This is a genomic window from Phaeobacter sp. HF9A (assembly GCF_011806385.1).
In the GTDB taxonomy this organism is placed as follows: domain Bacteria; phylum Pseudomonadota; class Alphaproteobacteria; order Rhodobacterales; family Rhodobacteraceae; genus Epibacterium.
Genome location: NZ_JAATOX010000037.1, coordinates 1 through 25,199, shown reverse-complemented (window position 1 = coordinate 25,199; position 25,199 = coordinate 1). Strand labels below are relative to the sequence as shown.

The window sequence follows — 25,199 nt, the reverse complement described above, 5'->3', positions numbered from 1 at the left end:
CGGGGCTTTGACGCTCGGCATTCTCGGGTCAGGCGTTCCACAACACCTCGCCCAAGCGGCTGATATCATAGCCGCCCATGCTGTCGGCCCGTTGGGCAAAGCTTTCGCTCTGGCAGAACTGCAAGAACACCTGAAAGCCCTGCGAAAACCAGGCTTTCCGATCCACCAAAAGGGCGAATTCTTCTTCCACCAGCGGCGTGAAGCGCAGCCCATAGCTGCGTGCGACGGTTTCCAGCCCAAAGGTTACATCGGCTTCATTCCGGCGCATGCATTCCACGGCTTCGTCCTCTGATCGGGCGACGTCGGTGAGGGCCAGCCGGTCCAGGTCCAGCCCGGTCTCCATCGCGAGATCGCGGAACAGCAGATCCGTGCCCGATTCCGGCTGCCGGGGAACAAAGCGCAGCCCCTCTATATCGCTCAGGGTGGAAAGAACCGGACCGGTGTCGGGAAACACCAACCCGCGCTGGCGATTGGCAAAACGGATCAACACGGCGTTCTGATCTGCTGCCAGCTGTTGCGCGGCGGGGATGTTCCATGTCCCGGATTTACTGTCATGCAAGTGCAGCCCCGCAGCGATGCCTTCGCCCTTCACGAAGCGAGCCAGCCCATCCATGGAGCCGTCGAAATAGCTCGCCAGCCCGGAGCGGGATTGCCGGATCGACCAATCCAGCAACGGATCATGGCTGCCGAGCAGGACTTGCGGGCGCTCAATTTCGGGCATGGCAGCACCGCCGGATTTGGCCTGATTGAGCCAGGCGCGGACCTCGGCGGCAGGAAACAGCAGCTTGCCGGTGGCACGAGAGCAGGGCACATCACCCGAGGCCGCAAGGTCGTAGATCTTGCGCTCTTTCAGGCGCAAAAGCTCCGCCAATTCGGGAACGGTCAGATACTCGTGGTCGGGAAAAGCAAGCTTGGTCATGGCACAGTCTGTTGGGGGCGGCCCCAAATGGCCGCCCCGCCGACTGTATCAGTTCTTCGGTGCGTTGGGGAAGAACAGTTGCTGGTCGCTGACCTTATAGGCCGCAATTGCGGATTGACCCTCGTCCGAGAGCAACCAATCGGAGAAGGCCTTGGCGCCATCGACGTTGACGGCAGGGCATTTCGCCGGGTTGACCGGGGTCACGCCATATTGGTTGAACAGATCATCGTCGCCTTCGACCTGGATCTTGTAATCCTGCTTGTTCTTGAAGCTGATCCAGGTGGCGCGGTCGGTCATCACATAGGCGCCCATGCCGATGCCCGCGTTCAGCGTCGCGCCCATGCCAGAGCCGGTTTCGCGATACCACTCACCAGAGCCCGCCGCCGGGTCGATGCCGGTATCGGCCCAGAGCGCGATCTCTTTCTTGTTGGTGCCGGAATCATCGCCGCGCGAGGCAAACAGCGCCTCGGCATCGGCGATCTTGGTCAGCGCGCCCTGCACGTCATGCATGCCGCCGACGCCGGCCGGGTCTGCCTCCGGTCCCACGATCACAAAGTCATTATACATCAGGTCGGTGCGATCCGTGCCAAATCCCGCCGCGACGAATTTTTCTTCCGCGGGTTTGGCGTGTACCAGAAGCACGTCGCCATCGCAGTTCTGCGCGTTTTTGATGGCTTGGCCGGTGCCGACGGCCACCACATTCACCTGAATGCCGCTTTTGTCCTGAAACAGCGGCAGCAGATAGTCGTAGAGGCCGGAATTCGCGGTCGATGTGGTCGATTGAACGATGATCGACGAGTCGTCGGCAAAGGCTGCTGTGGCAAAGGCCAGGGCGGTGAGTGAGGCGCCGAGCGTGCGGGTGAAGGTCATTGAGGTCTCCCTTGGGGTTTTGGTTAGAGGACGATCCTGCCGTTCAAATAGTCCCGCGCAGCCTGTGTCTGTGGCTCCGGGAAGAACGTTTTGGCGGGGGTGTGTTCAGAAACACGCCCGCCGTGCAGAAATACGATGTCATCGGCGATCCGTTTCGCCTGTCCGGCGTCATGGGTGACGCAGATCACCCGAATGCCGCGCGCACAGGCATCACGGACCAGCGTCTCGATGGCTTGGGTGGCGGCGGGATCAAGGCTTGCGGTGGCCTCGTCCAGAAACAGGATATCGGGATCCGTCGCCAGGGCGCGGGCGAGGGCGAGCCGCTGCGCTTCGCCGCCGGACAGACGCCGCGCCGGGTGGCGGGCCTTGTGCAACAGGCCGACATGATCCAGCAGGGCGTCGCGCCCATGGCGGGATTTGCCGCGCGCCTTGAGCACAAAATCCAGATTTGCAGCGACGCTGCGGCGCAACAGCACGGGCTTTTGGAACACCATCGCCTGACGCCGGGTCGCCTGCGTGGGGGATTGGCCCGACCAGTCGATCTGCCCCGCATCGGGGGAGATGAGCCCATGCAGGCATTTCAGCAGCAGGCTCTTGCCGGCACCATTGGCCCCCATGATTGCGGTGCAGCCATGCGGCCCGAGGTCCAGATCCAGCCCATTTAAGACCATCGCGCCGTCAAAGCCCAGTTGCAGCCCGCGCACGCGTAGCGGCAAAAGCGGGGCATAGCCGTCGGGCGCGATGCTTGTATCAGGGCGAAATGCAGCAGTGTCGATGCTAGACATAGGCCTGCCTCCGGGCGCTCATGCGCAGGCTTTGCACGGCGGCATTCACCCCAAGCGCGATGGTCAGCAGCACCAGCCCAAGCGCCAGCGCCAGCGCCAGATCCCCCTTGGAGGTTTCAAGCGCGATCGCCGTGGTCATGACGCGGGTCAGATGGTCGATATTGCCGCCCACGATGATCACCGCGCCGACCTCTGCCACCGCGCGGCCAAATCCGGCCAGCGCCACGGTCAGCAGCGAATAGCGCGCATCCCACAACAGGGCAGAGACGGTCTGCATGCGGCTCAGGCAAAGCGAGCGGAAATGCTCGGCATATTCCGCGTGCAAATCCTCCAGCACCTGCCGCGACAGGGCGGCAACAATGGGCGCGATCAGGATCGTCTGCGCAACAATCATCGCCGTCGGGGTATAAAGGAGGCCGAGAAAGCCGAGCGGGCCAGAGCGGGAGAAATTCAAATAGACCATGAGGCCAACCACCACAGGCGGCAGCCCCATCAGCGCATTCATCAGGACCAACAGTGCGCCGCGCCCCGGGAATTTGCTGATCGCAACCAAGGCGCCAATGGGCAGGCCAATAAGGCACGCAAGAACGGTAGCGCTGAGGCTGACCTGCAAAGAAAGGCCGACGATCTCGAACAGATCGGCGTCTCCAGACGCGACCAGCGCCAATGCCAGCGAGAAGGCCTCTCCAATATTCTGCAAAATTTCCGTTCCTTGCGGTGCCGCCTGTGGTCAACTTACGTATGCATATGCCAAGATATCAAGCAGATCGTCGGCGTTTTGGAGCCTGACTGCGACGCTCGGACAATTTGTACTGCAAATGAATGCAAAATTTACCAAAGGTGGACAACGTGGCCGAGGACGCAATGCGCAAGAATGAACGCCGTATTGATCTGCCCAGGGCGGCGGACGCGCATCTGCGGTTCATTGGCCAGATTCGCACCCCCTGGACGGATCGCAGCCAATGCCCGCGGCAAGGCGCGCTTGACGGACCAGAATGTCGCCTTGTGCTTGATCCAATCTGGGAGCCCGCGCTTGCGGGACTGGAGGCCTATGCGCGGATCGAGGTGCTCTATTGGCTGGATCGCAGTCGGCGGGATCTGTTGACCCAATCGCCGAAGTCAGACGGGGCAACGACCGGCACCTTTTCGTTGCGCTCCCCGGTGCGGCCCAATCCGATCGGCACCTCTCTGGTGCGTCTGGAGCGGATCGAGGGCTGCGACGTGGTGGTGCGGGGGCTGGATTGTCTGGATAGAACGCCGCTGCTGGATATCAAACCCGACCGCTGTGCCTATACGCCGCAGGTGCCGCCTAAAGCCTAGGCTCGGGCTTCTAGGTCGGATCCGTGGGGATCCGTTCCCAGATTTGTGTTCGCGCCACGCGTTCGACGGGCCGGACGAGCCCGTCTCGTTCCAATCGGCGCAACAGGTGCAAGATGCCGCTGTTGCTCATGCCCAGCGCATCGCGCAACTCGGATTGGGTACGGGGGCGCACCAGCGCGTCCAACACAAATTGACGCCGCTCCTGGGCGCTGCGTTTTGCCCAGCCGGGAGGCGATCCTGCGCTTCCATCTGGCATCATGCCACCTCTCTCGTCTGATTGCTTTGCTGCCGGGCCAGCGCGTCATCAATACTGTCGGCCAGTTGCACAAGCGGCGGCAACAGATTGTGGGCGGCGAAGGTCTTTTGAATATCCGCAGAGGCTCCGGTCAGCCAAAGCGTCACGTCCTGGCTGCGGGCTTTATGCGCAAGCCCCTCGATCATGTTTGCGCCGGTGGAATCGAGAAATGGCACGGCCGTGAAATCCACCACCAGCGCCTTGTGGCTGGTCTGAATACGGTCGAGAACAGAGCCGATGGTGGCCGTCGCGCCAAAAAAGAGCGCGCCGGAGATACGGTAGATCACGACGTCGGGGTTCATCGCCTCCGCTTCGTGATAGTCGCCCCTTGGATGGGCGTCATCGGCCTCGTCATTGCCGACATAGGGTCTGTGGCTTGAGATCGCCGTCGCCTGGCTCATTCGTTTTATGAACAGGGCCGATCCCAGGGCGCAGCCCACGATGATCGCCTCGGTGAGGCTGCGGAAGATGGTCAAGAGGAAGGTGGCGCCAAGCACCGTTGCCTCGCCCCAGCCGGAGCGCAGCAGGATCGCGATGGCGGGTTTTTCGATCATGTTCCAGGCCACGATCACCAGGACACCCGCCAGCGCGGCCAGCGGAATGTAGCCCGCCAGCGGCGCGGCGAAAAGCATGAAGAGCAGCAGAAAACCGGAATGCAACATGCCGGACACGGGCCCATGCGCGCCGGCCCGAACGTTGGTCGCGGTTCGGGCAATGGTCCCCGTAACGCAGATTCCGCCAAACAGCGAGGAGCCGATATTGGCCACGCCCTGCGCCACCAATTCGCAGTTGGAGCGGTGCCGCCGTCCGGTCATCCCATCGGCCACCACCGCCGACAACAGGGATTCGATCGCGCCAAGCAAGGTAAAGGAGAGCGCGGAAGGAAAGATGTCGATCACCCGCTCAGGGGTGAATTCGGGCAGCGTCGGCGCTGGCAGGCCCGAGGGAATCCCGCCGAACTTGGTTCCGATGGTTTGCACCGGCATGCCAAAGGCCGCGACAAGGGCGGAGGCAGCGGCCACCGCGATCAGCATGCCCGGCCACCGCGGCCGCGCGCGCTTGAGCCCAAGGATGATCCCCATGGTCACCAGAGATATCGCGATTGCGGGCAGCGACAGGCTCTCGCGCGCTGTCCAGAGTGCCGGCAGTTTTTCGAGCAACTCGCCGGGTTCGTGGGACAGGGTCAGGCCAAGCAAATCCCTGATCTGGCTGGCAAAGATGATCACCGCGATGCCAGCGGTAAAGCCGACGGTCACCGGAAAGGGCACGAATTTGATAAAGGTGCCAAGCCGCAGCAACCCGATCAACGCCAGCATGATCCCCGAAAGGAAGGTCGCGAGGATCAGCCCCTCCATGCCGTGCTGCGCGACCGTGGCGGCCACCAGCACGATAAAGGCGCCGGCGGGGCCGCCGATCTGAAACCGGGATCCACCGAGCAGAGAGACCAGAAACCCACCGACGATGGCGGTATAAAGTCCCTGCGCTGGTGTCGCCCCCGATGCGATGGCGATCGCCATGGAAAGGGGCAGGGCCACGATTGCGACCGTCAGGCCGGATATGGCGTCCCGGCGCAGCTGCTCCGGGCCATATCCCTCGCGGAATGTGGTCAAAATCTTGGGGGTGTAGAGCTCCGCAAAGCTGGGGGGCTGGCGGGTGGTCTTGGTTGGGTCTGTCATCTGGCCGCACCTTGGATCGGTGTGCGGCGGGATCGTCGGCATGGGGTCGGCGGTCGCCGTCGCGGTTATCGTTTATGTTGTGGGTTTGGGTGATTTCAGTCTGACACCGCGCCCTCCGTCCGCGCTCGCCTTCTGCGAGCAGGTCAACGCCGCCCGCTTCTAGCGCCATGACAACTTTGGTCAGGCTGTCCACCACGCCGCGCACATTGCCGGTGCTGGCCTCCATTCTCTGGATGGTCGGCACTGACAGGCCAGAGCGTTCGGCCAGGGTTTTCTGGTCGATCCCAAGCAGGGCCCGCGCCGCGCGCATTTGAGGTCCGGTGATCATCTGGGTAACTCTATTGTATCTTTGTGCACGTATAGTAATAATGAATTGATATTTCAAATATCAATTATGCGGCTTTTGCGAGAAATGGAAAAACCCCCTGCCGGGACGCGGGCAGGGGGGCAATCGAGCGTTTGCTTCAGGTCCGGCAGTGCCGCTCCGCTGCGACGGAGGGCACGGCCTATCTATCTGGCGTTATTCGGGAACAAGCACGTGATCAACGACGTGGATCACCCCGTTGGATTGATCGACATCGGCAACGATGACCTTGCTGGCATTGCCGCTTTCATCAATGATATAGACGTTGTCGCCCTTGACCTGGGCAGAAAGCGCATCACCGGAAACGGCGTTGAAGTGGTAAAACCCATCGCTGCTGGCCTTCGCGGCGGCAACGATATCGGCGGCGGACCAGTCACCGGCCACCACATGCGCGGTCAGAACTTTTTGCAGCATTTCCTTGTTTTCCGGCATCAGCAGGGTGTCCACCGTCCCGTCGGGCAGCGCCGCGAATGCCTCGTCAACCGGGGCAAAGACCGTGAAGGGACCTTCGCCCTGCAAGGTGTCCACCAGATCGGCGGCTTTCACAGCCGCGACAAGCGTCTGGTGAATGGGGGAATTCACGGCATTTTCGATGATGTTACGTTCTTGCAGCATCGGTGCCCCGCCAACGGTGGGGTTTTCAGCAAATGCGGCAGTGCCAAGCGCCAGAGCAGCAGTGGAAGCGGCAATCAATGTCTTGATGGTCATAGTAGTCTCCTTCGTTGCGTCGGCCCTTTGTGGGCGGATGACGAAGAAGACACGGGCGGCCCCGGGGGAAAGTTTCAGAGTTTTTGAATTTTTTTGTGAACGCTGACCTGTGGCTGACCTTAGGCGCCCGTCACGGGCCCGGCGGCAACCACAGGTCCGGTCGGAGCACCGGAGGGCGAGCCTCCGGCCGGCTCGTCCGTGATGGCCAGTACCGCGTTGGTCATTTGCGTTGCCAGCTCGCTCGGCAGGTCAATAAGGGCCTCGCGATCTTCCGGCAGGACGCCCAGGGACACCGGCGCCTCCGCGCCGTCCGCGATCAGCCACAATTCAAAGGAGTGCCCGGGCAGCGCGTCGCCGATCTGGCGCGACAGATGAAGCCGATTGGTGCCCGAAGTGAAATGCGCCGTGACGATCAGCGAGCCGTCCTCGGCGGCGATATTTGCCGTGAAGGTCGGTGCCATATCGGGGCCGGAGATCAGGTTCGGCATCAAGAGAACGGCGCCGACGGCAAGCCCGGCCGCCACAACACCACCGGTAAGCCAGTTCCACCAGGGGCTGCGCGACCGGGGCGTGTCGGCAAAGAGCCTGTCCTCCAGCCGCGTTTTCACCGCCGCGGAGGGCGTGATCGGCGCGATGTCCTGCATCATGAGCGAGAACTTTTCGTCCCATTCGCGCACCAGATCGCGCAGGGCGGGCTCATCGGCCATGCGCCTCTCGAACGCCACGCGCTCGGCGTCATCAAGAAGATGCAGCACATACTCGCCCGCAAGGGCGGCATCGTCGCTATGGTCTTCTTCCGGGCTCATCGGCTCAGGCATTCCCTCAGTTTCAGCAGGCTGCGTCGCAGCCATGTGCGCATTGTATTGAGCGGTACATCGTAGCGTGCCGCCAGGTCCTGATAGCTGTCACCGTCCAGATAGGCGCGACGCACAGCCTCTGATTTATCGGCCTCCAGCTCGTCCAGGCAGCCGTTCAAACGCGCCCTCTCGGAGGAGGCGATCGCCTCGGCCTCGGGCGTGGGCGCATCGTCGGAAAGATCGTGGACATCATCAATATCCACGGTGCCGCCCCTGCGTGCGCGCAGCTTGTCGATCGCCGCATTACGCGCCAAGGTAATCAACCAGGTCATAGGGCTATATCCGTTGGCGCTGTAAAGATTGGCCTTCTGCCAGATCTTTACAAAGACGTTCTGGAGCACGTCTTCGGCTTCGGCCCTATTGTTCAAGACACGCAGGCAAACGCCAAAAAGTTTCGCCGAGGTCGCATCATAGAGTGCAGAAAATGCAGCGCGGTCACCAAGACCCACTTGCAAGATCATGCTTTCAATGTCGCTCTTCTGGGTCACGTGCGGCCACTGTTCCAACAGGGTTCGCGGAAGTATTGCGCGAGTGGGCTTGGAAAGGCCAGCGCTAAAACTGCACCGGTTCCGGCGGAGGATATCAGCCGATGCCAGACCTCCATCCTGTCGTACCGAACGCCGCGGCGTAGGGCGGAGAGGGGCAACAGTTTGCGCTACTCCGTCGCAGCACAACAGATTGCAGTCGGAAAATGTTCGCGACCGATCACACATAGAATGCTTGCATCTGGCGACCTTACAATAAAGAATTGCCAGCGATCAGAGATATTTACCTCTGTCTACGCTGACAAAGAACACAAGCCAGAACACTATTATTATGTCCTCTCTATTTGCTGAACTCTCTCGCCTGCGACCCGTTCCAAATTCTTCAATTCGCTCAAGCCTCGCAGCTTGCGCCTTCGCGATGCTGGGCTTTGGCATGGAGAATGCGCATGCCGATCCGATGCCGCCCTTGTCTGAACTGTCGGGGCACACGCTCGTTGGGGTGACGGTGGGGGACTATGCGGTCTGGTCGGTCTACTTGTCACCGACTGGCACCGCACAGTTTACCTATGCGAGTGGCAAAGGCGGAGAGGCGGCGTGGCGCGCTGCCGATCAAAATGTCATCTGTTTTGATTTCGAGTTGAATGGCGAGGAGGTTTGCAAACGCGGCAATACCTATGGAATCGGCAGCGGTTGGTCCACGGTCTATCCGCAAAGCGACGGAAGCTGGCGCCCATTTCAGGAAGACCCCTACGGCTCGTCCCGCATCTTTGCAGCCTGGCCAGGATTCGTTCGCCACAACCCTGCATCGTTTACCGGGGATTTGACCGCCTCACTCCCCGGGACGGTCTATGTCGATCAGCCGGGATCGGGCATATTTGCTGTCGAACTGAGGCCGGACGGAACCGGAGCCATGTTGGATAAGCGGGGCAAACACGTGCTTGAGATGACCTCTTATGGTGTGCGTCAACTTTGCCTCCGGGAGGGATGTGTCAACCTGCGGATCGAGGACGGTCGCCTCGCGCTCTACCAGGAAGGGAGTGACCGTTTCGAGGGCTATCTGGTCTATCTTGCCTTCGGGCGTTTTGGAGCTCCGCTCGCCCCTGCGCCCACAAAGGATGCCCAGGAAACGCAGGCAATCGCCGGGGCGGAAACCCCGGCCAGCGAAGCCTGCGCCGATGGCGCGCTGTTCTATGGAAGCAACGACTGCAAGATCGCGACGAATGAGGCAATATCGGCGGATATCGCCCGTGTCGTGTCGTCCGCGACAACGCCGCCCGACCAAGAGAGGGAGACCCCACCCGAGCTTGCTTCGCCGGAGGTAGAGTATCCAAGGTTCGGACGCTCGGCTGATCTAATGATCCATAAGATTGGTACGGGCGATAATCGCGGGCAAACCCGTGTTGATTTCGAAGGCGGATCACCGCGGATCGGTGGGCGCGTTCTTGTCCCCTCGTTCACGCCTGACAGCGCGCGTATCGTGGCCGTGAGCGAAGCATTGGCCCTGATCCGTTTTTCGGGTCCATCGTTGCCCGACGGATGTGCCGAGGCCTATCGCTGGCTTTGGGTCGATGCGTCTGAACACGGTCTGCTGTCCGAACCGTTCGGAGCATGCACGAAGGCGGCGGATGTCGTGGTGCACTATCGCGGCTCCCGGGTCGTGGCGACCGTTGCCGCTGAAAACGGAGTGTCGAGCAGCTTTGAAATTTTTCCCTATCGAAGTGACGATATTGATCCTTTGCGAATTTCCGTCACCTCGGGACCATCTGTCGATTTCGAACCCGTGTCCGAGGAGGATTGGAAAACCATCGAGCGCCGCGAGGCCAAGGCGCAGCGCGCGGCAGAGGCCGAGGCAGCGAAAGCGGAAGCGAGGTCGCGTGAGGCTGATCGGTTGGCGCAAAGAGAATCCGACCTTGCTGCACGGCGCAAACCTGTGAAGCCCACCGGTCAGATCGACGGCGGAAACGCCTTTGATATTCTCTCGCAAGAGGCCGTCCAGTCGGTGATCGCATCTTCCGAGCATGCCGAGGCTCTGCGACAAATCTTGTCCGAGACTCTCGCAGAATCGGTCTACTTGCCGCCCAATAGCCATGTCGGGGATATCTATGTTGGACTGGCATGTGGTCCAGCCGGGTGTGGAGAGACACTAGTTGGCGCGATATACAATCGCCGAACACAGGATGTCTTTGGGTTTATCAATATCGACTTCACAACGGTCAAGTTTGGTACCGAAGAATGGCTGAAGGCCGATCCTTCGGCGCAGGCTGTGAAGGATACCTTCCAGGAGATGATGTCGGCCATCCCCGTTGAATAGTTCTGCGTGTCCGAGAAAAACCTGAGCTTCCCGTAAAACTCGGCAGCGCTATCCCGTAGGGCCTGCTTATCGAGCCGTATCTCGACACCTCTAGCCGAGGCCGAGAAATGGACGTGTCCGGGCTCTGATGATGTGACCGCTCCCCGACGGCATCGATGTGCCAAGGTGGGTCTGCGATGATCCACAAAGGAGGACGATCAGCGCGGAATATTGCCGCGCCTGTCGCCGCTGGGCCTCAATAGCGCGCGACCATCTGGTAGCCAGGGCCGAAGAACAGGCGCGCGGTCGTCACCGCGTCAAGGTCGAGCCATGTCGAGCGCTCGATGGTAAAGATCGACGCTCCGGGCGGCACCAGCAGAAAGCGGCTTAGCTTTTCGTCCGCCGAGGTGGCCGAAAACCGCAATTCCGCATCCGTGAAGGGCAACGTGCGGATCAGCCATTCGTTGGGCATTTCGACCGACCAGTTCACCTCTTCGGCCGAAGGTACCGTCGACAGGTTGATCCAGCGGTCTTCGAATTGGAAGGGCTGGCCGTTGGAATAGTGCATACATTCAAGGTGCAGCAGTCGCGTGTCCGGTTTCAGCGCAAGGCGCGCGCGCAGCCAGTCGGGTGCGGGCACGATGTCTTGCGAGGCCAGCGCATAGCGGTATTCGGCGCCCGTCGCCTCGATTTCGCGCCGCACCACTGGAATCTGGAACTTTACCTGGCGGGTGGGCGCGGTGTTGACGCGCGTGCCCGCCTTGCGGCGCCTGTCGATCACGCCTTCGTCGGACAGTTCGCGCATGGCGCGATTCACCGTGGCGCGGGCGCAGCCCATTTCCGTGGCGATGTCGACTTCGCCCGGCAGCAGCATTCCGGGTGGCCAGATGTCGGCGCGGATGCGTCGCAGGATTTCCGCTTTCACGTCGCGATAGGTCAGATTTGCCACAGTTATTTCCTATGTTTATTATTGTTATGTCTGCGATTATTATCAGGCGCGACGGTGAAAATCCCACACAAAAGGCCACGAATGCAGTCTATCAGATTTACCGAAACGAAAGAAACACCCTGGCGCAATGGTGGAGGCATCACGCGCGAGGTGGCGCGGGCCGAAGATGATGGCGGCCTGCTGTGGCGCCTCAGCATCGCGGATGTGGATTCGGAGGGGCCGTTCTCCGATTTCGCGGGCCTGACGCGCGTGCTCACCGTGATCCGGGGCGGGCCGATGATGCTGGACACCCCCAGCGAGACACTGGTTGCGGCGCTGCATGCGCCGCTGACCTTCGATGGCGGTTTGCCTGTCTCGGCCCGGTTGCCGAACGGTCCGCTGCGCGATCTGAACCTGATGTATGACGCGGGCCGGGTGCACGCCGAGGTCAGCGTGTTGAAGGGCCCGTTCGAAGGCCCCCTTGTCCCTGACGCGCAGGCCCCGCTGCGGGTGGTCTTTGGTCTGGCCGAGGGGTTCCATCTGAACCGTGCTCCTTTCGATGCGGGCGATACCGTCCTGCTGGAGGGCGAGGCCGCCACCCTGACCCTGGCCGACGGTGACAGCATATTGCTGATCTCGCTATCGCAGGGCGGGTAGCGGTGTCTGGCGGCGCTACAGCGCGGCCATGAGAGCGGCCATCGCCTGGCGATAGTTCTTTTCGATAGTGTCGCGCGCGATGTGTCGGCCGCCGCGCACCTGGTGGCGGCCTGCGCTCCACAGATCGGTCACGGCGGTGTCGGCCGCCGCAAAGACGAGGCCGTCAAGCAGCCGGTCGTTGCCGAGCGCGCACAGCGCCGGGGTGGCGCTGTCGATGGCCACCAGATCGGCCAGCGCCCCCGTTTCGATCCGGCCAGAGTCGCGGGCCAGCGCGCGGGCGCCGCCGGTCGCGGCACCCTGATAGAGCGTGGCGCCGGTGCTCAGGGCGTCGCTTGCCAGCACGTTGCGGCCCATGTCGCGCAGGCGCTGCGAATATTCTAGGGTGCGCAGTTCTTCGGTGAGCGAAATCCGCACGTTCGAATCGGAGCCGACGCCAAAGGCGCCGCCTGCCTCGAGGTAGGTAGGGCCGTTGAACGCGCCGTCGCCCAGGTTGGCTTCGGTGATCGGGCACAGGCCGGCCACGGCGCCGCTGGCGGCCATCGCGCGGGTTTCCGCGTCGGTCATGTGGGTGGCATGGATCAGGCACCAGTCCGGCCCGACTTCGGTGTGATTCAGCAGCCACTCGACCGGGCGCTGGCCCAGCCAGGCACTGACGTCCTCGACCTCTTTCACCTGCTCGGCGATATGGATATGCACCGGCCCCGCTGGCCGCGCGGCCAGCACCTGCGCCAGCTCGTCGGGGCATGTGGCGCGCAGCGAATGCGGTGCGATGCCAAGGCCGGCGTCACCGGGCAGGTCCGACAGATGCGTGCGGGTCGCGTCGATCAGCGCAAGATAGGCTTCGGGCGTGTTGCCGAACCGCAGTTGGCCGCCGGCCAGCTGCGTCTGACCCGCCCCGCCATAGCTGTAGAGCACGGGCAGCAGCGTCAGGCCGATGCCGGTATGCGCCGCCGCCGCGCAGATCCGGGCCGACAGCTCGGCCTTGTCGTCATAGGCGCGCCCGTCGGGCTGGTGATGCACATAGTGGAACTCGGCCACGGCGGCATATCCCGCTTCCTGCATTTCAAGGAACGTCAGCGCGGCGATCGCCTCAATCTGCTCGGGGGTCAGGCGGTCGACGAAGCGGTACATGAGCTCGCGCCAGCTCCAGAAACTGTCGCGTTCACTGGCCCGATACTCGGTCATCCCAGCCATCGCGCGCTGAAAGCTATGGCTGTGCAAGTTCGACAGCGCGGGCAGCAGCGTATCGACCAAAGTGTCGCCGGGGGCACTTTTGCTGCCGATTCGCAGGGTGGCGATCCGGGTGCCATCTGTCTCGATTCGTACATCATTTTCCCAACCATCTGAAAGTAGGGCGTTTTTCGCAAAAATTGCCATCTCGGCTCCTTTCCTTGACATTATGACTAGACATAATATGAAAATGGCATACAAATAAATATGAATAGTGACGCCGAGGATATTATGAACGCTGCCAGTCATATTTTCACCGATCTCACCATCGCGACCTGTGACGGCGAGCTGCCCTACGGTCTGATCGAGCGGGCGGCTCTCGTGGTCGAGGACGGGCAGGTGGCCTGGGTCGGCCCCAAAGCCGATCTGCCCGCCCGATACGCCGGACTTGCGCGCACCGGCTTCGGCGGGCGGCTGATGACGCCGGGCCTGATTGATTGCCACAGCCATCTCGTGTTTGGCGGTAACCGCGCTCGCGAATTCGAAATGCGGCTTCAGGGCGCCAGCTATGAAGAGGTGGCGCGGGCAGGGGGCGGTATCGTGTCAACCGTTGGCGCGACGCGGACGGCCACGCCCGAGACCCTTCTTGAAGAGGCGCTGACGCGCGTGGATGCGTTGATCGCCGAAGGGGTGACGACGCTGGAAATCAAATCCGGCTACGGGCTGGACCGCGAAACCGAGCTGACCATGCTGCGTGTGGCGCGCCGGATCGCGCAGCTGCGCCCGGTGACGGTACGCACCAGCTTTCTGGGGGCGCACGCGATCCCGGCTGAGTTCGCCGGTCGCGCGGATGCCTATATCGACGAGATCTGCATCCCCACCCTGCGCGAGGCCCATGCAGAAGGTCTGGTCGATGCGGTCGACGGGTTCTGCGAAGGCATCGCCTTCCTTCCCGATCAGATCGCCCGCGTGTTCGACGTGGCGCGCGAGCTTGGCCTGCCGGTGAAACTGCATGCCGAGCAGCTGTCGAACCTGGGTGGGGCGCGGCTTGCGGCGTCTTACGGGGCGCTCTCGGCGGATCATGTCGAATACCTCGACGCCACCGGCGTCGCGGCCATGGCGCAGGCGGGAACGGTGGCGGTGCTGCTGCCGGGCGCCTTCTATACGCTGCGCGAGACGCAGATGCCGCCCATCGACCTGTTTCGCGAACACGGCGTGCCGATGGCGCTGGCCACCGATTGCAACCCCGGCTCCTCGCCGCTCGCGTCGCTGTTGCTGACGATGAACATGGGGTGCACCCTGTTCCGCATGACCCCGGAAGAGGCGTTGCGCGGGGCAACAGCGCATGCTGCGCGCGCGCTAGGGCTGAAGGATCGCGGCATGATCGCGCCGGGGATGCGGGCCGATCTTGCGGTCTGGTCCGTCGCCCACCCAGCAGAGCTGGCGTATCGCATCGGTTTCAACCCCCTTCACAGCCGCATTTTCGGAGGCACCCTGTGCAACACCTGATCCTTACGCCCGGCAAGGCCACGCTGGCCGACCTGGCCCAAATATACTGGGACGAATGTTCCGTGGCGCTTGATCCCGCCTGTCACCCGGCAATGGAAGAGGCGGCCCGGCGCATCGCATCCGCGGCAGCCGGCAATGCCGCCGTTTACGGCGTGAACACCGGCTTTGGCAAACTCGCCTCGGTGAAGATCGAGCCCAAGGACACCGCGACCCTGCAACGGAATCTGATCCTGAGCCATTGCTGTGGCGTGGGCGAGGCGATTCCCCGCCCGGTCGCGCGGCTGATGATGGCGCTGAAACTGCTCAGCCTCGGGCGCGGCGCCTCGGGCGTGCGGCTCGATCTCGTCAGTCTGATCGAGGCGATGCTGGCGCAGGGCGTCACCCCGGTGATCCCGGCGCAAGGCTCGGTCGGCGCCTCTGGCGATCTGGCGCCGCTGGCGCATATGGCCGCCGTGATGATGGGCGAGGGCGAGGCCGAATTCGATGGTACGGTGATGCCCGGTGGGCAGGCACTGGCGGCGGCTGGGCTGACGCCGATCGTGCTGGGCGCGAAAGAGGGGCTGGCGCTGATCAACGGTACCCAGTTCTCGACCGCCTTTGCGCTGGCCGGTCTGTTTGGCGGTTGGCGCGCGGCGCAGGCCGCACTGGTGACATCGGCGCTGTCCACCGATGCGGTGATGGGCTCGACCGCGCCATTCCAGCCCGAAATCCACAGCCTGCGCGGCCATTCCGGCCAGATCGACGCCGCTGCCGCACTGCGGGCGCTGCTGGACGGCTCGGCGATCCGCGACAGCCACCGCGACGATGACCTGCGGGTGCAGGATCCCTATTGCATCCGTTGCCAGCCCCAGGTCACCGGAGCGGCGCTCGACATGCTGCGCATGGCCGCCGGCACGCTTGAAACCGAGGCGAACGCCGCGACCGATAATCCGCTGGTGCTGACCGAGGCAGGGATGATCGTCTCGGGCGGGAATTTCCATGCCGAGCCGGTCGGCTTTGCCGCCGACATGATTGCGCTGGCCCTGTCCGAAATCGGCGCTATCGCCCAGCGGCGCATTGCCCTGATGGTCGACCCGGCGCTGAGCTTTCACCTGCCGCCCTTCCTGACGCCCAATCCCGGCCTCAGCTCGGGCTTCATGATCGCCGAGGTCACAACCGCTGCGCTGATGAGCGAGAACAAGCACCTGGCCAACCCCTGCGTCACCGACAGCACGCCGACCAGCGCCAACCAGGAAGATCACGTCAGTATGGCCGCCCATGGCGCGCGCCGCCTGTCGCGGATGGTGGAGAACCTCAACCGTATCCTCGGGGTGGAGTTGCTCTGTGCCGCGCAGGGTGTTGAGTTCCGTGCGCCGCTCGAGACCAGCGCCCCGCTTGCCAAGGTGATCGCGGCCCTGCGTGCCGAGGTCGCGACCATGACCACGGACCGCTACCTGGCCCCGGACCTGGAACGGGCCGCGCGCCTCGTCGGCGAGGGGGGCTGTGTCGCGGCCTCCGGCGTGGCCCTGCCGGAGTTGGCGCAATGACCCCGGTCGAGGTGCATCAGGGTGACAGCCCCGTGGTGCTGGGCCTGCCCCACACCGGAACATGGCTGCCCGAAGATATCCTCTCGGCGCTGAATGCGCGCGGGCGCGCGCTGAGCGACACCGACTGGCACATTCATCGGCTCTATGACGGGCTCCTGCCCGGTGCGACGACGGTGCGGGCGACGTTTCACCGCTATGCCATCGACGCCAACCGGGACCCGTCCGGCGAAAGCCTCTATCCCGGGCAGAACACCACCGGGCTGGTGCCGCTGAGCGACTTCGATGGCGAGCCGATCTGGAGCACCGCCCCCGATGCGGCCGAGATCGAACGGCGCAGACTGGCCTATCACGCGCCTTATCATGCGGCGCTGATGGCCGAGATGGAGCGCGTGCGGGACCGGCACGGGGTTGCGATCCTGTATGATTGCCACTCGATCCGCTCGCATATCCCGTTCCTGTTCGAAGGCATCCTGCCGGATTTCAACATCGGGACGAACAACGGCGCCAGCTGCGATTCGCGGATCGAGGCCGCGACCACATCGGTCTGCGCCGCCGCACAGGGCTATACCCATGTGCTGAACGGGCGTTTCAAGGGGGGCTGGACCACCCGCCACTACGGCCGCCCGCAAGAGGGGTTTCACGCCATCCAGATGGAGTTGGCCCAGGCCACCCACCTGGCGCAGGAAACCCTGCCATTCGACTACGACGAGGATCGCGCCGCGCCGCTGCGCGTCCACCTGAAAGACATCCTGACACAACTGGCCGATCTGGCCCCGAACCTGCAAGGCACCTCATGACCGATCCGCGCAAGAACACTCGCGACATCTTTCCCCCGACCGGCGCCGAACTGAACGCGAAAAGCTGGATGACCGAGGCACCGCTACGGATGCTGATGAACAATCTGCACCCGGACGTGGCCGAAAACCCGCACGAACTGGTGGTTTATGGCGGGATCGGGCGGGCACCCCGCCCCTGGCAATACTTCGATTAGATCACCTCCACGCCCAAAACGCCGGAATCGGACGAGACGCTGGTGGTGCAATCGGGCCGGCCCGTTGCCGTGGTCCGCACCCACGAGGATGCCCCGCGCGTGCTGATCGCCAACTCGAACCTGGTGCCGCATTGGGCCACCTGGGAACATTTCAACGAACTTGATCGCAAGGGGCTGGCCATGTACGGCCAGATGACCGCGGGGTCGTGGATCTACATCGGCAGCCAGGGCATTGTTCAGGGCACCTACGAGACCTTCGCCGAAGCAGGGCGCCAGCACTACGACGGCAACCTGACAGGCAAATGGGTCCTGACCGGCGGCCTTGGCGGCATGGGCGGCGCGCAGCCCCTGGCCGCCGTGATGGCCGGGGCCTGCTGTCTGGCGGTCGAGTGCAACCCCGAGAGCATCGATTTCCGCCTGCGCACCCGCTATGTGGACGAGAAAACCGACAGCCTTGACGAGGCGCTTGAGATGATCGCGCGTTGGACCAAGGCGGGCGAAGCGAAATCCGTCGCGCTGCTGGGCAACGCCGCCGATATCTTCCCCGAGCTCTACAAGCGCGGCGTGCGCCCCGACATCGTGACCGACCAGACCAGCGCCCACGATCCGATCAACGGCTACCTGCCGCAGGGCTGGACCATGGCCGAATGGCGCGAAAAGCGCGAAAGCGATCCGAAGGCTGTCGAGAAAGCTGCGCGGGCCAGCATGAAGGTGCATGTCTCGGCGATGGTCGATTTCTGGAACGCAGGTGTGCCGACGCTGGATTACGGCAACAACATCCGTCAGGTCGCGCTGGAAGAGGGTCTTGAAAACGCCTTTGCCTTCCCCGGATTCGTGCCGGCCTATATCCGGCCGCTGTTCTGCCGGGGCGTCGGGCCGTTCCGTTGGGTGGCGCTCTCGGGTGATCCCGAGGACATCTACAAGACCGACCAGAAGATGAAGGAACTGTTCCCCGACAACACTCATCTGCACAACTGGCTGGACATGGCCCGCGACCGGATCGCGTTCCAGGGTCTGCCCGCGCGGATCTGCTGGATCGGGCTGGACGAAAGGCACCGCGCTGGTCTGGCCTTCAACGAAATGGTCGCCAATGGCGAACTGAAGGCGCCGGTGGTGATCGGGCGCGATCACCTCGACAGCGGCTCGGTGGCATCGCCCAACCGCGAAACCGAGGCGATGAAGGATGGCTCGGATGCGGTCAGCGACTGGCCGCTGCTGAACGCGCTGGTCAATACCGCCAGCGGCGCGACCTGGGTCAGCCTGCACCACGGCGGCGGCGTCGGGATGGGCTTCAGCCAGCATGCCGGTGTCGTGATCTGCGCAGATGGTACGCAAGAGGCCGCAAAACGCCTCGAACGTGTACTTTGGAACGATCCGGCCTCTGGCGTTTGGCGTCATGCCGACGCGGGATACGAGATTGCCGTGGACTGCGCACGGGAAAAGGGTCTTAGGCTTCCTTCGATCCTCGGGAACTGACGACCCAACCAGAAGATCAACGAAAAAAAACCAACAAGGAGAGAGAAAATGAAAGCGATCATCACAGCCGCAACGCTGGCCCTGACGGCGGCTGTCGGCCTGTCGCAGGCAACCCCTGCCCAGGCCGACCTGCTGGCCGATATTCGCGAGCGGGGCACCATTACCGCCGCGACCGAAATGCACTATGCCCCTTTCGACATGCTGAAGGATGGCGAATACCAAGGCATCGGTCGCGACCTGTTCGACGCGGTCGCCAAGGAACTCGGCGTGAAGGTGGAATATATCGACCTTCCGTGGTCGTCGATCCTGCCTGGGCTGGAAGCGGGCAAGTTCGACATCGTGAATGCCCCCGTCACCATGACGGCCGAGCGGATGTCGCGCTATCATTTCACCCTGCCGATCGGCAACGCGACCGTGGCACTGGCCAAGCGCGCCGGCAACGATGCGATCACCAAGCCCGAGGACATCGCGGGCCTGGCGGTCGGGTCGCAGAAGGGTTCGGCACAGCTCGAACAGCTCAAGAAATTCTCGGAAAAGCTGGGCGAACCGGCAACGGTGCGTGAATACGTCAACATCGACGAAGCCCTGGCCGACCTTGCCGCTGGGCGTATCCAGGCGGTTGCCAACTCGATGCCGCTGATGGGCTATGCCACCGTGCAGCGCCCCGAGCTGTTCGCGCTGGTCGAGCCGCCGTTCGGTGACCCGAAGTACTTCGGCTGGGTTGCGCGTGGCGATGACGAAACTGCGTCGCTGATCGAAGCCGTCAATGCCGCGCTGCTGAAGCTGCACGAAGACGGAACGCTGGCGGCGATCAATGAAAAGTGGCTGGGGGCAAACCCCGAGCTGCCGACCGAGATGCCCGCGGTCGAGTAATCCCTTGCGCCTTTCCCTTCCCGCGGTCTTGCCCGCGGGAAGGGCCACTGGTCAGAGACAGGACTTATTGCGGTGCAATTCTCTTTTGACGTCATCCTTCACAACCTGCCCTATATGCTAGGTGCCGCGCGCTTTACGTTGCTGATCTCGATCACCGGCATTGCGCTTGCGATCGTGCTGGGCACCTTCATCTGCGCCGCGCGGATCGGCCGCAGCCGGGTTCTGCGCGTGCTGAGCGGGCTGTACATCAGCGCCTTTCGCGGTGTGCCGCTGCTGGTACAACTGCTTCTGTTCTACTACATGCTGCCGCGCATCGGGCTGGACCTGCCCGCCATGCCCGCAGCGATCCTGGCGGTCGGCATGTGCTCTGCGGCCTATGTCGCGGAAATTCAGCGCAGCGCGCTTCAGTCGATCCCCTCGGGGCAGACCGAGGCCGCCGAGGCGCTCGGTATCTCGCCCTTCGCGCTATGGCGGCGCATCCTGATCCCGCAGGCGCTGCGGCTCGGCCTGCCGTCATTGATCAACGAATTGATCCTCCTGGTCAAAGTGTCTTCGCTGGCGTCCGTCGTCGGCATTGGCGAGCTGACCCGCGTGGCACAGAACATCACCGGCCAGACCTACCGCCCGCTTGAAATCTATATCACCGCCGCGCTGATTTATTTCGTCATCAACTTCACGCTGTCGCAGCTCGGCCGTTACGCCGAACGGCGTTTGGCCCTGACCTGAGAGGCCGCCATGGAATTCGATCTTTTCCTACGCTACGGGCCCGACCTGCTGAAGGGCTTTGGCATCACGTTGCTGTGCTGGATCATCGGCTCGGCAGGCGGCGCGGCGCTTGGCTTCGTCATCGCCTGTCTGATGCGCTGGTCTGCGGCGCCGGTGCGCTGGGTGCTTGGCGCGTATATCGAGCTGATCCGGGGCACGCCCTTCATGATCCAGCTGTTCTTGCTGTATTACGGCGGGCCCTACATGGGGCTGGTGCTGACGCCGGTGCAGGCGGGAATCACCAGCTTTATCGTCTACGGCAGCCCGTATTTCGCCGAGATTTTCCGCTCGGGGTTTCAGGCGATCCCCCCCGGACAGATCGAGGCGGCCCGCGCCATCGGGATCAGCGAATTCACGATCCTGCGGCGGATCATGCTGCCGCAGACGCTGGTGCTGATCACCGCGCCGCTGACCAACTTTGTCATCATCCTCAGCAAGGAAACGGCGATCCTGTCGGTTGTCACCGTGCCTGAGCTGCTGTTCCAGACACAGACGATGGCGGCCGAGACCTTCACCTATGTGGAGCCCTTCCTGGCTCTCTCCCTGTTCTACTGGCTTTTGGTGGTCCTGACCGCCGAGCTTGGCCGCCGCATCGAGATCCGCGCCACGCGGCATCTCAAGCGCGCCGCCTCTTCGACTTGAAAGGATGTCGGTCCTCATGACGCAGACTGAAACCTCCCCCTCTGACCCGATCATGACCGTGCGCGGCATGTCGAAATGGTTCGGCAATTTCAAGGCGCTGGACGCAATCGACTTGGATGTGAACCGCTCCGAGGTGCTGTGCCTCATCGGGCCGTCCGGCTCCGGGAAAAGCACGCTTCTGCGCTGCCTCAATTTCCTCGAACACTACGACGAGGGCGAAGTGCGCAAGGACGGCGCCTTGATCGGCTGGCAGGAAGGACCCTCGGGCCCGCGCAAGCCGCTGAAGCCCGCAGCCCTGCGGGCACAGCGCCACCACATCGGAATGGTGTTTCAGCAGTTCAACCTTTGGCCGCATTTCTCTGCCCGTCAGAACGTGGCAGAGGCGTTGCGGCAGGTCAAAGGCCTGTCTGCAGACGACGCGAATGCCCGCGCGCTGGACGCGCTGGACAAGGTGAACCTGAAGGACAAGGCCGAGAACTTTCCCTCGGGCCTGTCGGGTGGACAGCAGCAGCGGGTGGCGATCGCACGTGCCATCGCGATGGAACCCGACATCATGCTGTTTGACGAACCGACCTCGGCGCTGGACCCGGAACTGGTGGGCGAGGTGCTGACCGTGATGAAAGACATGGCCGCAGAGGGCATGACCATGGTGGTCGTCACCCATGAAATGGGCTTTGCAGCGCATGCCGCCGACCGGGTGGCATTTCTGGAAAGCGGCCGGTTGGTGACCTGCCGCCCGCCGGACGAGATTTTCGGCGCCGAGCCGAGCGACGCGCGGCTGCGCAGCTTCCTGCAAACCTATCGCGAACGCAACGTGGTCTGATCCCCGGCCAGACCACGCTTGCATGTGCTGTTTTTCCCTTTCTTTTACCGAAAGACCCATTGTCATGCCCGATCAAAACATTCCGCATCCGATCCCTGTCCCGAGTGTCGAGGCGATCGATTTTCCGGCCCTGCCGTTGATGCCCGAGGCGGGCGACCGCCCGTCCGGCGATCTGGCGCGGCTGAACCTGAACGAAGCGCCGATGCCGCCCTCGCCGCTGGCGCTGGCGGCGGCGCAAGTGGCGTTGGCCGACAGCCATCGCTATCCCGATCACCACGCGGTCGCGCTGGCAGGCACGATTGCGGCCCGCACCGGCATCGCGGCGGATCGGATCGTGTTCGGCAATGGCTCGGGCGAGTTGCTGGTGCAATGCGCGCAGGTCGCGCTGGACCGCGGCGACGAGGCGGTGATGCCGGACCCGACCTTCCCGACCTGCGGCAAGGGCGTGCAGATGACCGGCGCCCATATTGTCAAGGTCCCCCTGCGCCCGGACGGGGCCAACGACGTCGCGGCGATGCTGTCGGCGATCACGCCCCGCACGCGGCTGTTCTACCTGTGTACGCCGAACAATCCGACCGGAAACATCCTGGGCGAAGCGGATCTTGAGCGCGCGATCCGCGAGGTGCCCGCAACCTGCCTTCTGGTGATCGACGAGGCCTATTTCGAGTTCGCCTGCGGCGGCGACGAGCCCGATACCCTGACCCTGCTGCGCAGCCGCACCGGACCCTGGGTCGTGACACGCACCTTTTCCAAGGCCTATTGCATGGCAGGGCTGCGGGTCGGCTATGCGCTGTGTTCGGACGAGGGGCTGAAGCGCGGGTTCAGCCGAATCCGGCACAACTTCAACGTTTCGCGGCCTTCGCTTGCCGCGGCGCGGGCGGCCTTCGAGGACGCGGCGTATATGCGTGCGGCGGTGGCCGAAACCGTCGCCCGGCGTGAACAGCTGCGCGCGGGGCTGGAACGGCTCGGGTTTGTCGTCCTTCCCAGTTTCGCCAATTTCCTGACCGTGCGGTTCAATGGTTCGGCCACCGCGCTGGCGCAGGCGCTGCACGGGCAGGGGATTGCGGTGCAAGCGCTGGGTTGGCCCGATGCCAATGGATCGCTGCGCATCACCATCGGCGCGGCGGAGGAAAACGAACGCGTTCTTGCGGCAATCGAAAACCAACTGGAGGCCGCGTGATGGAAACTCTGCGCGACATGCTGGGCGCGAAGGGCGTTCTGACCACACCCGAAGATATGGCGGCCTTTCTGGACGACCCGCTGGGTGCGACCGTCACACCGCCCCGCGCGGTGCTGCGGCCGGGATCGACCGCCGAGGTTCAGGCGGCGCTGCGCTGGTGCCAGTCCGAGGGGCTGTCGGTGGTGCCGCAGGGGGGCCTGACCGGGCTGACCCAGGCAGCGGTGCCGGTCGATCTGGACAAGACGGTGATCCTGTCGCTGGGCCGGATGAACCGTCTGCGCGATCTCGATGCCGACAGCGCGACCGCCACGGTCGATGCGGGCATGGTTCTGGCCGACCTGCGGGCCCGCGCGGAAGAGGCCGGGTTCTATTTTCCGCTGTCGCATGGCGCTGTCGGATCGTCCCAGATTGGCGGTAACCTGTCGACCAATGCGGGCGGCAACAACGCGCTGTGCTACGGCGTGGCGCGCGATCAGGTGCTGGGGCTCGAGGTGGTCTTGCCCGATGGTACGCTGTGGGACGGGCTGCGGGCGCTGCGCAAGAACACTGCCGGTTATGACTTGCGCCAGCTCTTTATCGGGGCCGAAGGCAGCCTTGGCATCATCACCGGTGCGGTCGTCAAGCTGCGCCCGCTTCCGGTGTCCCGCGCCACGGCCTTTGTTGGCGTCAAGACGCCCGCCGCGGCGCTGAAACTGCTGCATGCGCTGTCGGCCAGGATGGGCGGCACGGTTGCCGCCTTCGAGCTGATCTCGCGCGGGGCGCTCGACGCGGCGCTTGCCCATACCAAGATGCGCGACCCGCTGGAAACGCCGGGGGCCTGGTCGGTTCTGATCGAGGCCGAAACCGCCTCGGAGGCGATGGACCTGGCCGGGTTGCTGGAAGATGGGCTGGCCGGTGCTTTCGAAGCAGAGCTGATTCAGGACGCCCTGCTGGCCCAGAACGAAGCGCAGCGCATGGCGTTCTGGAAGCTGCGAGAAGCCATCGCCGAGGCGCTGATCCGCGATGAAAGCTGTCTGAAAAGCGATACCGCCGTGCCGGTCGGCCGTGTGCCCGAGTATCTCGAGGCGGCGGGGCGCGCCGTGGAGCGCTTTCTTCCGGGGGTGCGCCCGGTTCCCTTCGGGCACCTGGGCGATGGCAACGTGCATTTCAACCTGATGCGCCCAGAAACGATGGCACACGGCGCATTCCGCGAGCACTGGGTGGCCCTGACGGAAATCCTGGCCGAGGAGGCGATCCGCCTGGGTGGCACGCTGAGCGCGGAACACGGAATCGGTCGGCTGAAATGCGAGGAATTCGCAGCAGTGGTCGACCCGGTGTCGTTGCGCATCATGCGCTCGCTCAAGCAGGCGCTGGACCCTGACGGCCGGATGAACCCCGGCGTGCTGTTCGCCCGGTGACGGCTGCGGCCTGAAGCCTTGGCGAGCCTGCTGCAATTGCTGACCGAGAGACCTGACGTCCATCAAACAGTTGTAGGGTCGACCAATGACTGAAAAAGCGACCGGCAGGGCCAGATCATTTCGCGTTTCTAACGGGGGACTGCAAGATCATGCAACGGATAACCGGTCCAGAGAAGCTGCGCTGCGACGATGACTATCCTGTCGAATGTCCGCAGAGGGCCGTTTGTTCCTTAACCAGTCCTTCCGCCATCCCAGCGTTGCATAGGCGCTTTCCGTGCATCATTGTCTGAAAGGCATAGCGAAGCATCACTTAAGGGGAGGGACGAACCGGATAGTCGCGGTTCACCCACAATCATCCGCTTCGCGGTGATTGGTTCAGTTCATGACGAAAAAGCCAATTTCGTCTGACGTTCTACAGGGGTGTGGAACGTCACGAACCTTTGACTCAATCGGCAGCCAAAACCTCAAGAAATGGGCAATTCGCGTCATTCAATTCTGACCCAAACGTCAAGCATTTCTGACCCAAACCGAGAAGCCTCGCGAACTGCTGGCCTGTCGTATTCCTCGCCTCAAACCAGTAGTCGCGGTTCTTCCCAGTATCACGGATAACTTGTGGGGTAATCCCCCCCGATCTTAAGGGGATGCGGAAGTAGAATTTTCTCGGCAGGATGAACGAGGAGATTCCGATGAAGA

The 25,199-nt window shown here is 63.2% G+C and carries 24 protein-coding genes and 2 pseudogenes; 13 read left to right on the top strand and 13 right to left on the bottom strand.

Annotated elements, in window-relative coordinates; genetic code table 11:
- Positions 1–28: 28 nt before the first annotated feature.
- From HCZ87_RS08980 to HCZ87_RS08965, 4 genes are read right to left on the bottom strand one after another with little or no spacing between them, the layout of a single operon-like run.
- Complete coding sequence (locus HCZ87_RS08980) at positions 29–919, bottom strand: helix-turn-helix transcriptional regulator (RefSeq protein ID WP_167643414.1); 891 nt, start codon at positions 917–919, stop codon at positions 29–31.
- 48 nt (positions 920–967) lie between these two features.
- A complete protein-coding gene (locus HCZ87_RS08975) occupies positions 968–1,789 on the bottom strand; it encodes a substrate-binding domain-containing protein (RefSeq protein ID WP_167643413.1) in 822 nt (273 codons plus the stop codon).
- A 23-nt stretch (positions 1,790–1,812) separates the two neighbouring features.
- Positions 1,813–2,574 carry an ATP-binding cassette domain-containing protein gene (locus tag HCZ87_RS08970; RefSeq protein WP_167643412.1) on the bottom strand — a complete coding sequence of 254 codons (762 nt, stop codon included), beginning with the start codon at positions 2,572–2,574 and terminating at the stop codon, positions 1,813–1,815.
- Positions 2,567–3,274, bottom strand: a complete 708-nt coding sequence (locus HCZ87_RS08965; RefSeq protein ID WP_167643411.1) for an ABC transporter permease — start codon at positions 3,272–3,274, stop codon at positions 2,567–2,569. The genes HCZ87_RS08970 and HCZ87_RS08965 overlap by 8 nt, the downstream gene beginning before the upstream one ends.
- 149 nt (positions 3,275–3,423) lie before the next feature.
- Between HCZ87_RS08965 and tsaA the strand changes: the two genes are divergently transcribed.
- Positions 3,424–3,894: a tRNA (N6-threonylcarbamoyladenosine(37)-N6)-methyltransferase TrmO gene (gene tsaA, locus HCZ87_RS08960; protein ID WP_368484104.1), complete on the top strand. Its 471-nt coding sequence runs from the start codon at positions 3,424–3,426 to the stop codon at positions 3,892–3,894.
- 10 nt (positions 3,895–3,904) lie between these two features.
- Here tsaA and HCZ87_RS21305 read toward each other — a convergent pair whose 3' ends face one another.
- From HCZ87_RS21305 to HCZ87_RS08930, 6 genes and pseudogenes are all read right to left on the bottom strand, one after another.
- Complete coding sequence (locus HCZ87_RS21305; protein ID WP_368484106.1) at positions 3,905–4,150, bottom strand: winged helix-turn-helix transcriptional regulator; 246 nt, start codon at positions 4,148–4,150, stop codon at positions 3,905–3,907.
- Positions 4,150–5,865 (bottom strand): SulP family inorganic anion transporter, encoded by a 1,716-nt coding sequence (locus HCZ87_RS08950; protein ID WP_167643408.1) that lies wholly within the window; start codon positions 5,863–5,865, stop codon positions 4,150–4,152. The genes HCZ87_RS21305 and HCZ87_RS08950 overlap by 1 nt, the downstream gene beginning before the upstream one ends.
- Positions 5,866–6,121: 256 nt before the next feature.
- A pseudogene (locus HCZ87_RS21000) lies at positions 6,122–6,175 on the bottom strand (hypothetical protein); the annotation flags it as partial.
- A gap of 210 nt (positions 6,176–6,385) precedes the next feature.
- Positions 6,386–6,937: a fasciclin domain-containing protein gene (locus tag HCZ87_RS08940; RefSeq protein WP_167643407.1), complete on the bottom strand. Its 552-nt coding sequence runs from the start codon at positions 6,935–6,937 to the stop codon at positions 6,386–6,388.
- A 119-nt stretch (positions 6,938–7,056) separates the two neighbouring features.
- On the bottom strand, positions 7,057–7,755 hold the full coding sequence (locus HCZ87_RS08935) for an anti-sigma factor (RefSeq protein WP_254868578.1): 699 nt from the start codon (positions 7,753–7,755) through the stop codon (positions 7,057–7,059).
- Entirely contained in the window at positions 7,740–8,255 is a 516-nt protein-coding gene (locus HCZ87_RS08930; protein ID WP_175582202.1) for a sigma-70 family RNA polymerase sigma factor, read from the bottom strand. Before HCZ87_RS08930 ends, HCZ87_RS08935 begins: the two co-directional genes overlap by 16 nt.
- A gap of 355 nt (positions 8,256–8,610) precedes the next feature.
- Here HCZ87_RS08930 and HCZ87_RS08925 point away from each other — a divergent pair, with 355 nt between their 5' ends.
- Positions 8,611–10,590, top strand: coding sequence for a hypothetical protein (locus HCZ87_RS08925; RefSeq protein ID WP_254868577.1), 1,980 nt, complete (start codon positions 8,611–8,613; stop codon positions 10,588–10,590).
- Between the two features lie 235 nt (positions 10,591–10,825).
- Here HCZ87_RS08925 and HCZ87_RS08920 read toward each other — a convergent pair whose 3' ends face one another.
- Positions 10,826–11,518 (bottom strand): GntR family transcriptional regulator, encoded by a 693-nt coding sequence (locus tag HCZ87_RS08920; protein ID WP_368484103.1) that lies wholly within the window; start codon positions 11,516–11,518, stop codon positions 10,826–10,828.
- A gap of 81 nt (positions 11,519–11,599) precedes the next feature.
- Between HCZ87_RS08920 and HCZ87_RS08915 the strand changes: the two genes are divergently transcribed.
- Positions 11,600–12,154 carry a HutD family protein gene (locus HCZ87_RS08915; protein WP_167643405.1) on the top strand — a complete coding sequence of 185 codons (555 nt, stop codon included), beginning with the start codon at positions 11,600–11,602 and terminating at the stop codon, positions 12,152–12,154.
- A gap of 15 nt (positions 12,155–12,169) precedes the next feature.
- On the opposite strand, the gene HCZ87_RS08910 is transcribed toward HCZ87_RS08915, so the two are convergent.
- Positions 12,170–13,531, bottom strand: a complete 1,362-nt coding sequence (locus HCZ87_RS08910; protein WP_167643404.1) for a formimidoylglutamate deiminase — start codon at positions 13,529–13,531, stop codon at positions 12,170–12,172.
- 84 nt (positions 13,532–13,615) lie between these two features.
- Between HCZ87_RS08910 and hutI the strand changes: the two genes are divergently transcribed.
- The 10 genes and pseudogenes from hutI (at position 13,616) to HCZ87_RS08860 (ending at position 24,506) form a co-directional block, all read left to right on the top strand.
- Entirely contained in the window at positions 13,616–14,833 is a 1,218-nt protein-coding gene (hutI, locus tag HCZ87_RS08905; RefSeq protein ID WP_167643403.1) for an imidazolonepropionase, read from the top strand.
- The gene (gene hutH / locus HCZ87_RS08900; protein WP_167643402.1) at positions 14,821–16,359 is read left to right on the top strand and encodes a histidine ammonia-lyase; all 1,539 of its coding nucleotides are present in this window, start codon (positions 14,821–14,823) and stop codon (positions 16,357–16,359) included. The genes hutI and hutH overlap by 13 nt, the downstream gene beginning before the upstream one ends.
- On the top strand, positions 16,356–17,156 hold the full coding sequence (hutG, locus tag HCZ87_RS08895) for an N-formylglutamate deformylase (protein ID WP_167643401.1): 801 nt from the start codon (positions 16,356–16,358) through the stop codon (positions 17,154–17,156). The genes hutH and hutG overlap by 4 nt, the downstream gene beginning before the upstream one ends.
- A pseudogene (gene hutU / locus HCZ87_RS08890) lies at positions 17,153–18,826 on the top strand (urocanate hydratase). The gene hutG and the pseudogene hutU overlap by 4 nt, the downstream one beginning before the upstream one ends.
- Before the next feature lie 48 nt (positions 18,827–18,874).
- Positions 18,875–19,699, top strand: a complete 825-nt coding sequence (locus HCZ87_RS08885; protein ID WP_167643400.1) for a transporter substrate-binding domain-containing protein — start codon at positions 18,875–18,877, stop codon at positions 19,697–19,699.
- A gap of 72 nt (positions 19,700–19,771) precedes the next feature.
- On the top strand, positions 19,772–20,425 hold the full coding sequence (locus HCZ87_RS08880) for an amino acid ABC transporter permease (RefSeq protein WP_368484102.1): 654 nt from the start codon (positions 19,772–19,774) through the stop codon (positions 20,423–20,425).
- Between the two features lie 9 nt (positions 20,426–20,434).
- On the top strand, positions 20,435–21,106 hold the full coding sequence (locus tag HCZ87_RS08875) for an amino acid ABC transporter permease (protein ID WP_167643399.1): 672 nt from the start codon (positions 20,435–20,437) through the stop codon (positions 21,104–21,106).
- 16 nt (positions 21,107–21,122) lie between these two features.
- Positions 21,123–21,929, top strand: coding sequence for an amino acid ABC transporter ATP-binding protein (locus tag HCZ87_RS08870; RefSeq protein WP_167643398.1), 807 nt, complete (start codon positions 21,123–21,125; stop codon positions 21,927–21,929).
- 64 nt (positions 21,930–21,993) lie between these two features.
- Positions 21,994–23,109: a histidinol-phosphate transaminase gene (locus HCZ87_RS08865; protein WP_167643397.1), complete on the top strand. Its 1,116-nt coding sequence runs from the start codon at positions 21,994–21,996 to the stop codon at positions 23,107–23,109.
- On the top strand, positions 23,109–24,506 hold the full coding sequence (locus tag HCZ87_RS08860; RefSeq protein WP_167643396.1) for an FAD-binding oxidoreductase: 1,398 nt from the start codon (positions 23,109–23,111) through the stop codon (positions 24,504–24,506). Before HCZ87_RS08865 ends, HCZ87_RS08860 begins: the two co-directional genes overlap by 1 nt.
- A gap of 445 nt (positions 24,507–24,951) precedes the next feature.
- Here the strand turns inward: HCZ87_RS08860 and HCZ87_RS20865 are convergent.
- Positions 24,952–25,199, bottom strand: a 248-nt coding sequence (locus HCZ87_RS20865; protein WP_217701951.1) for a hypothetical protein, incomplete at its 5' end; no start/stop codon positions are given.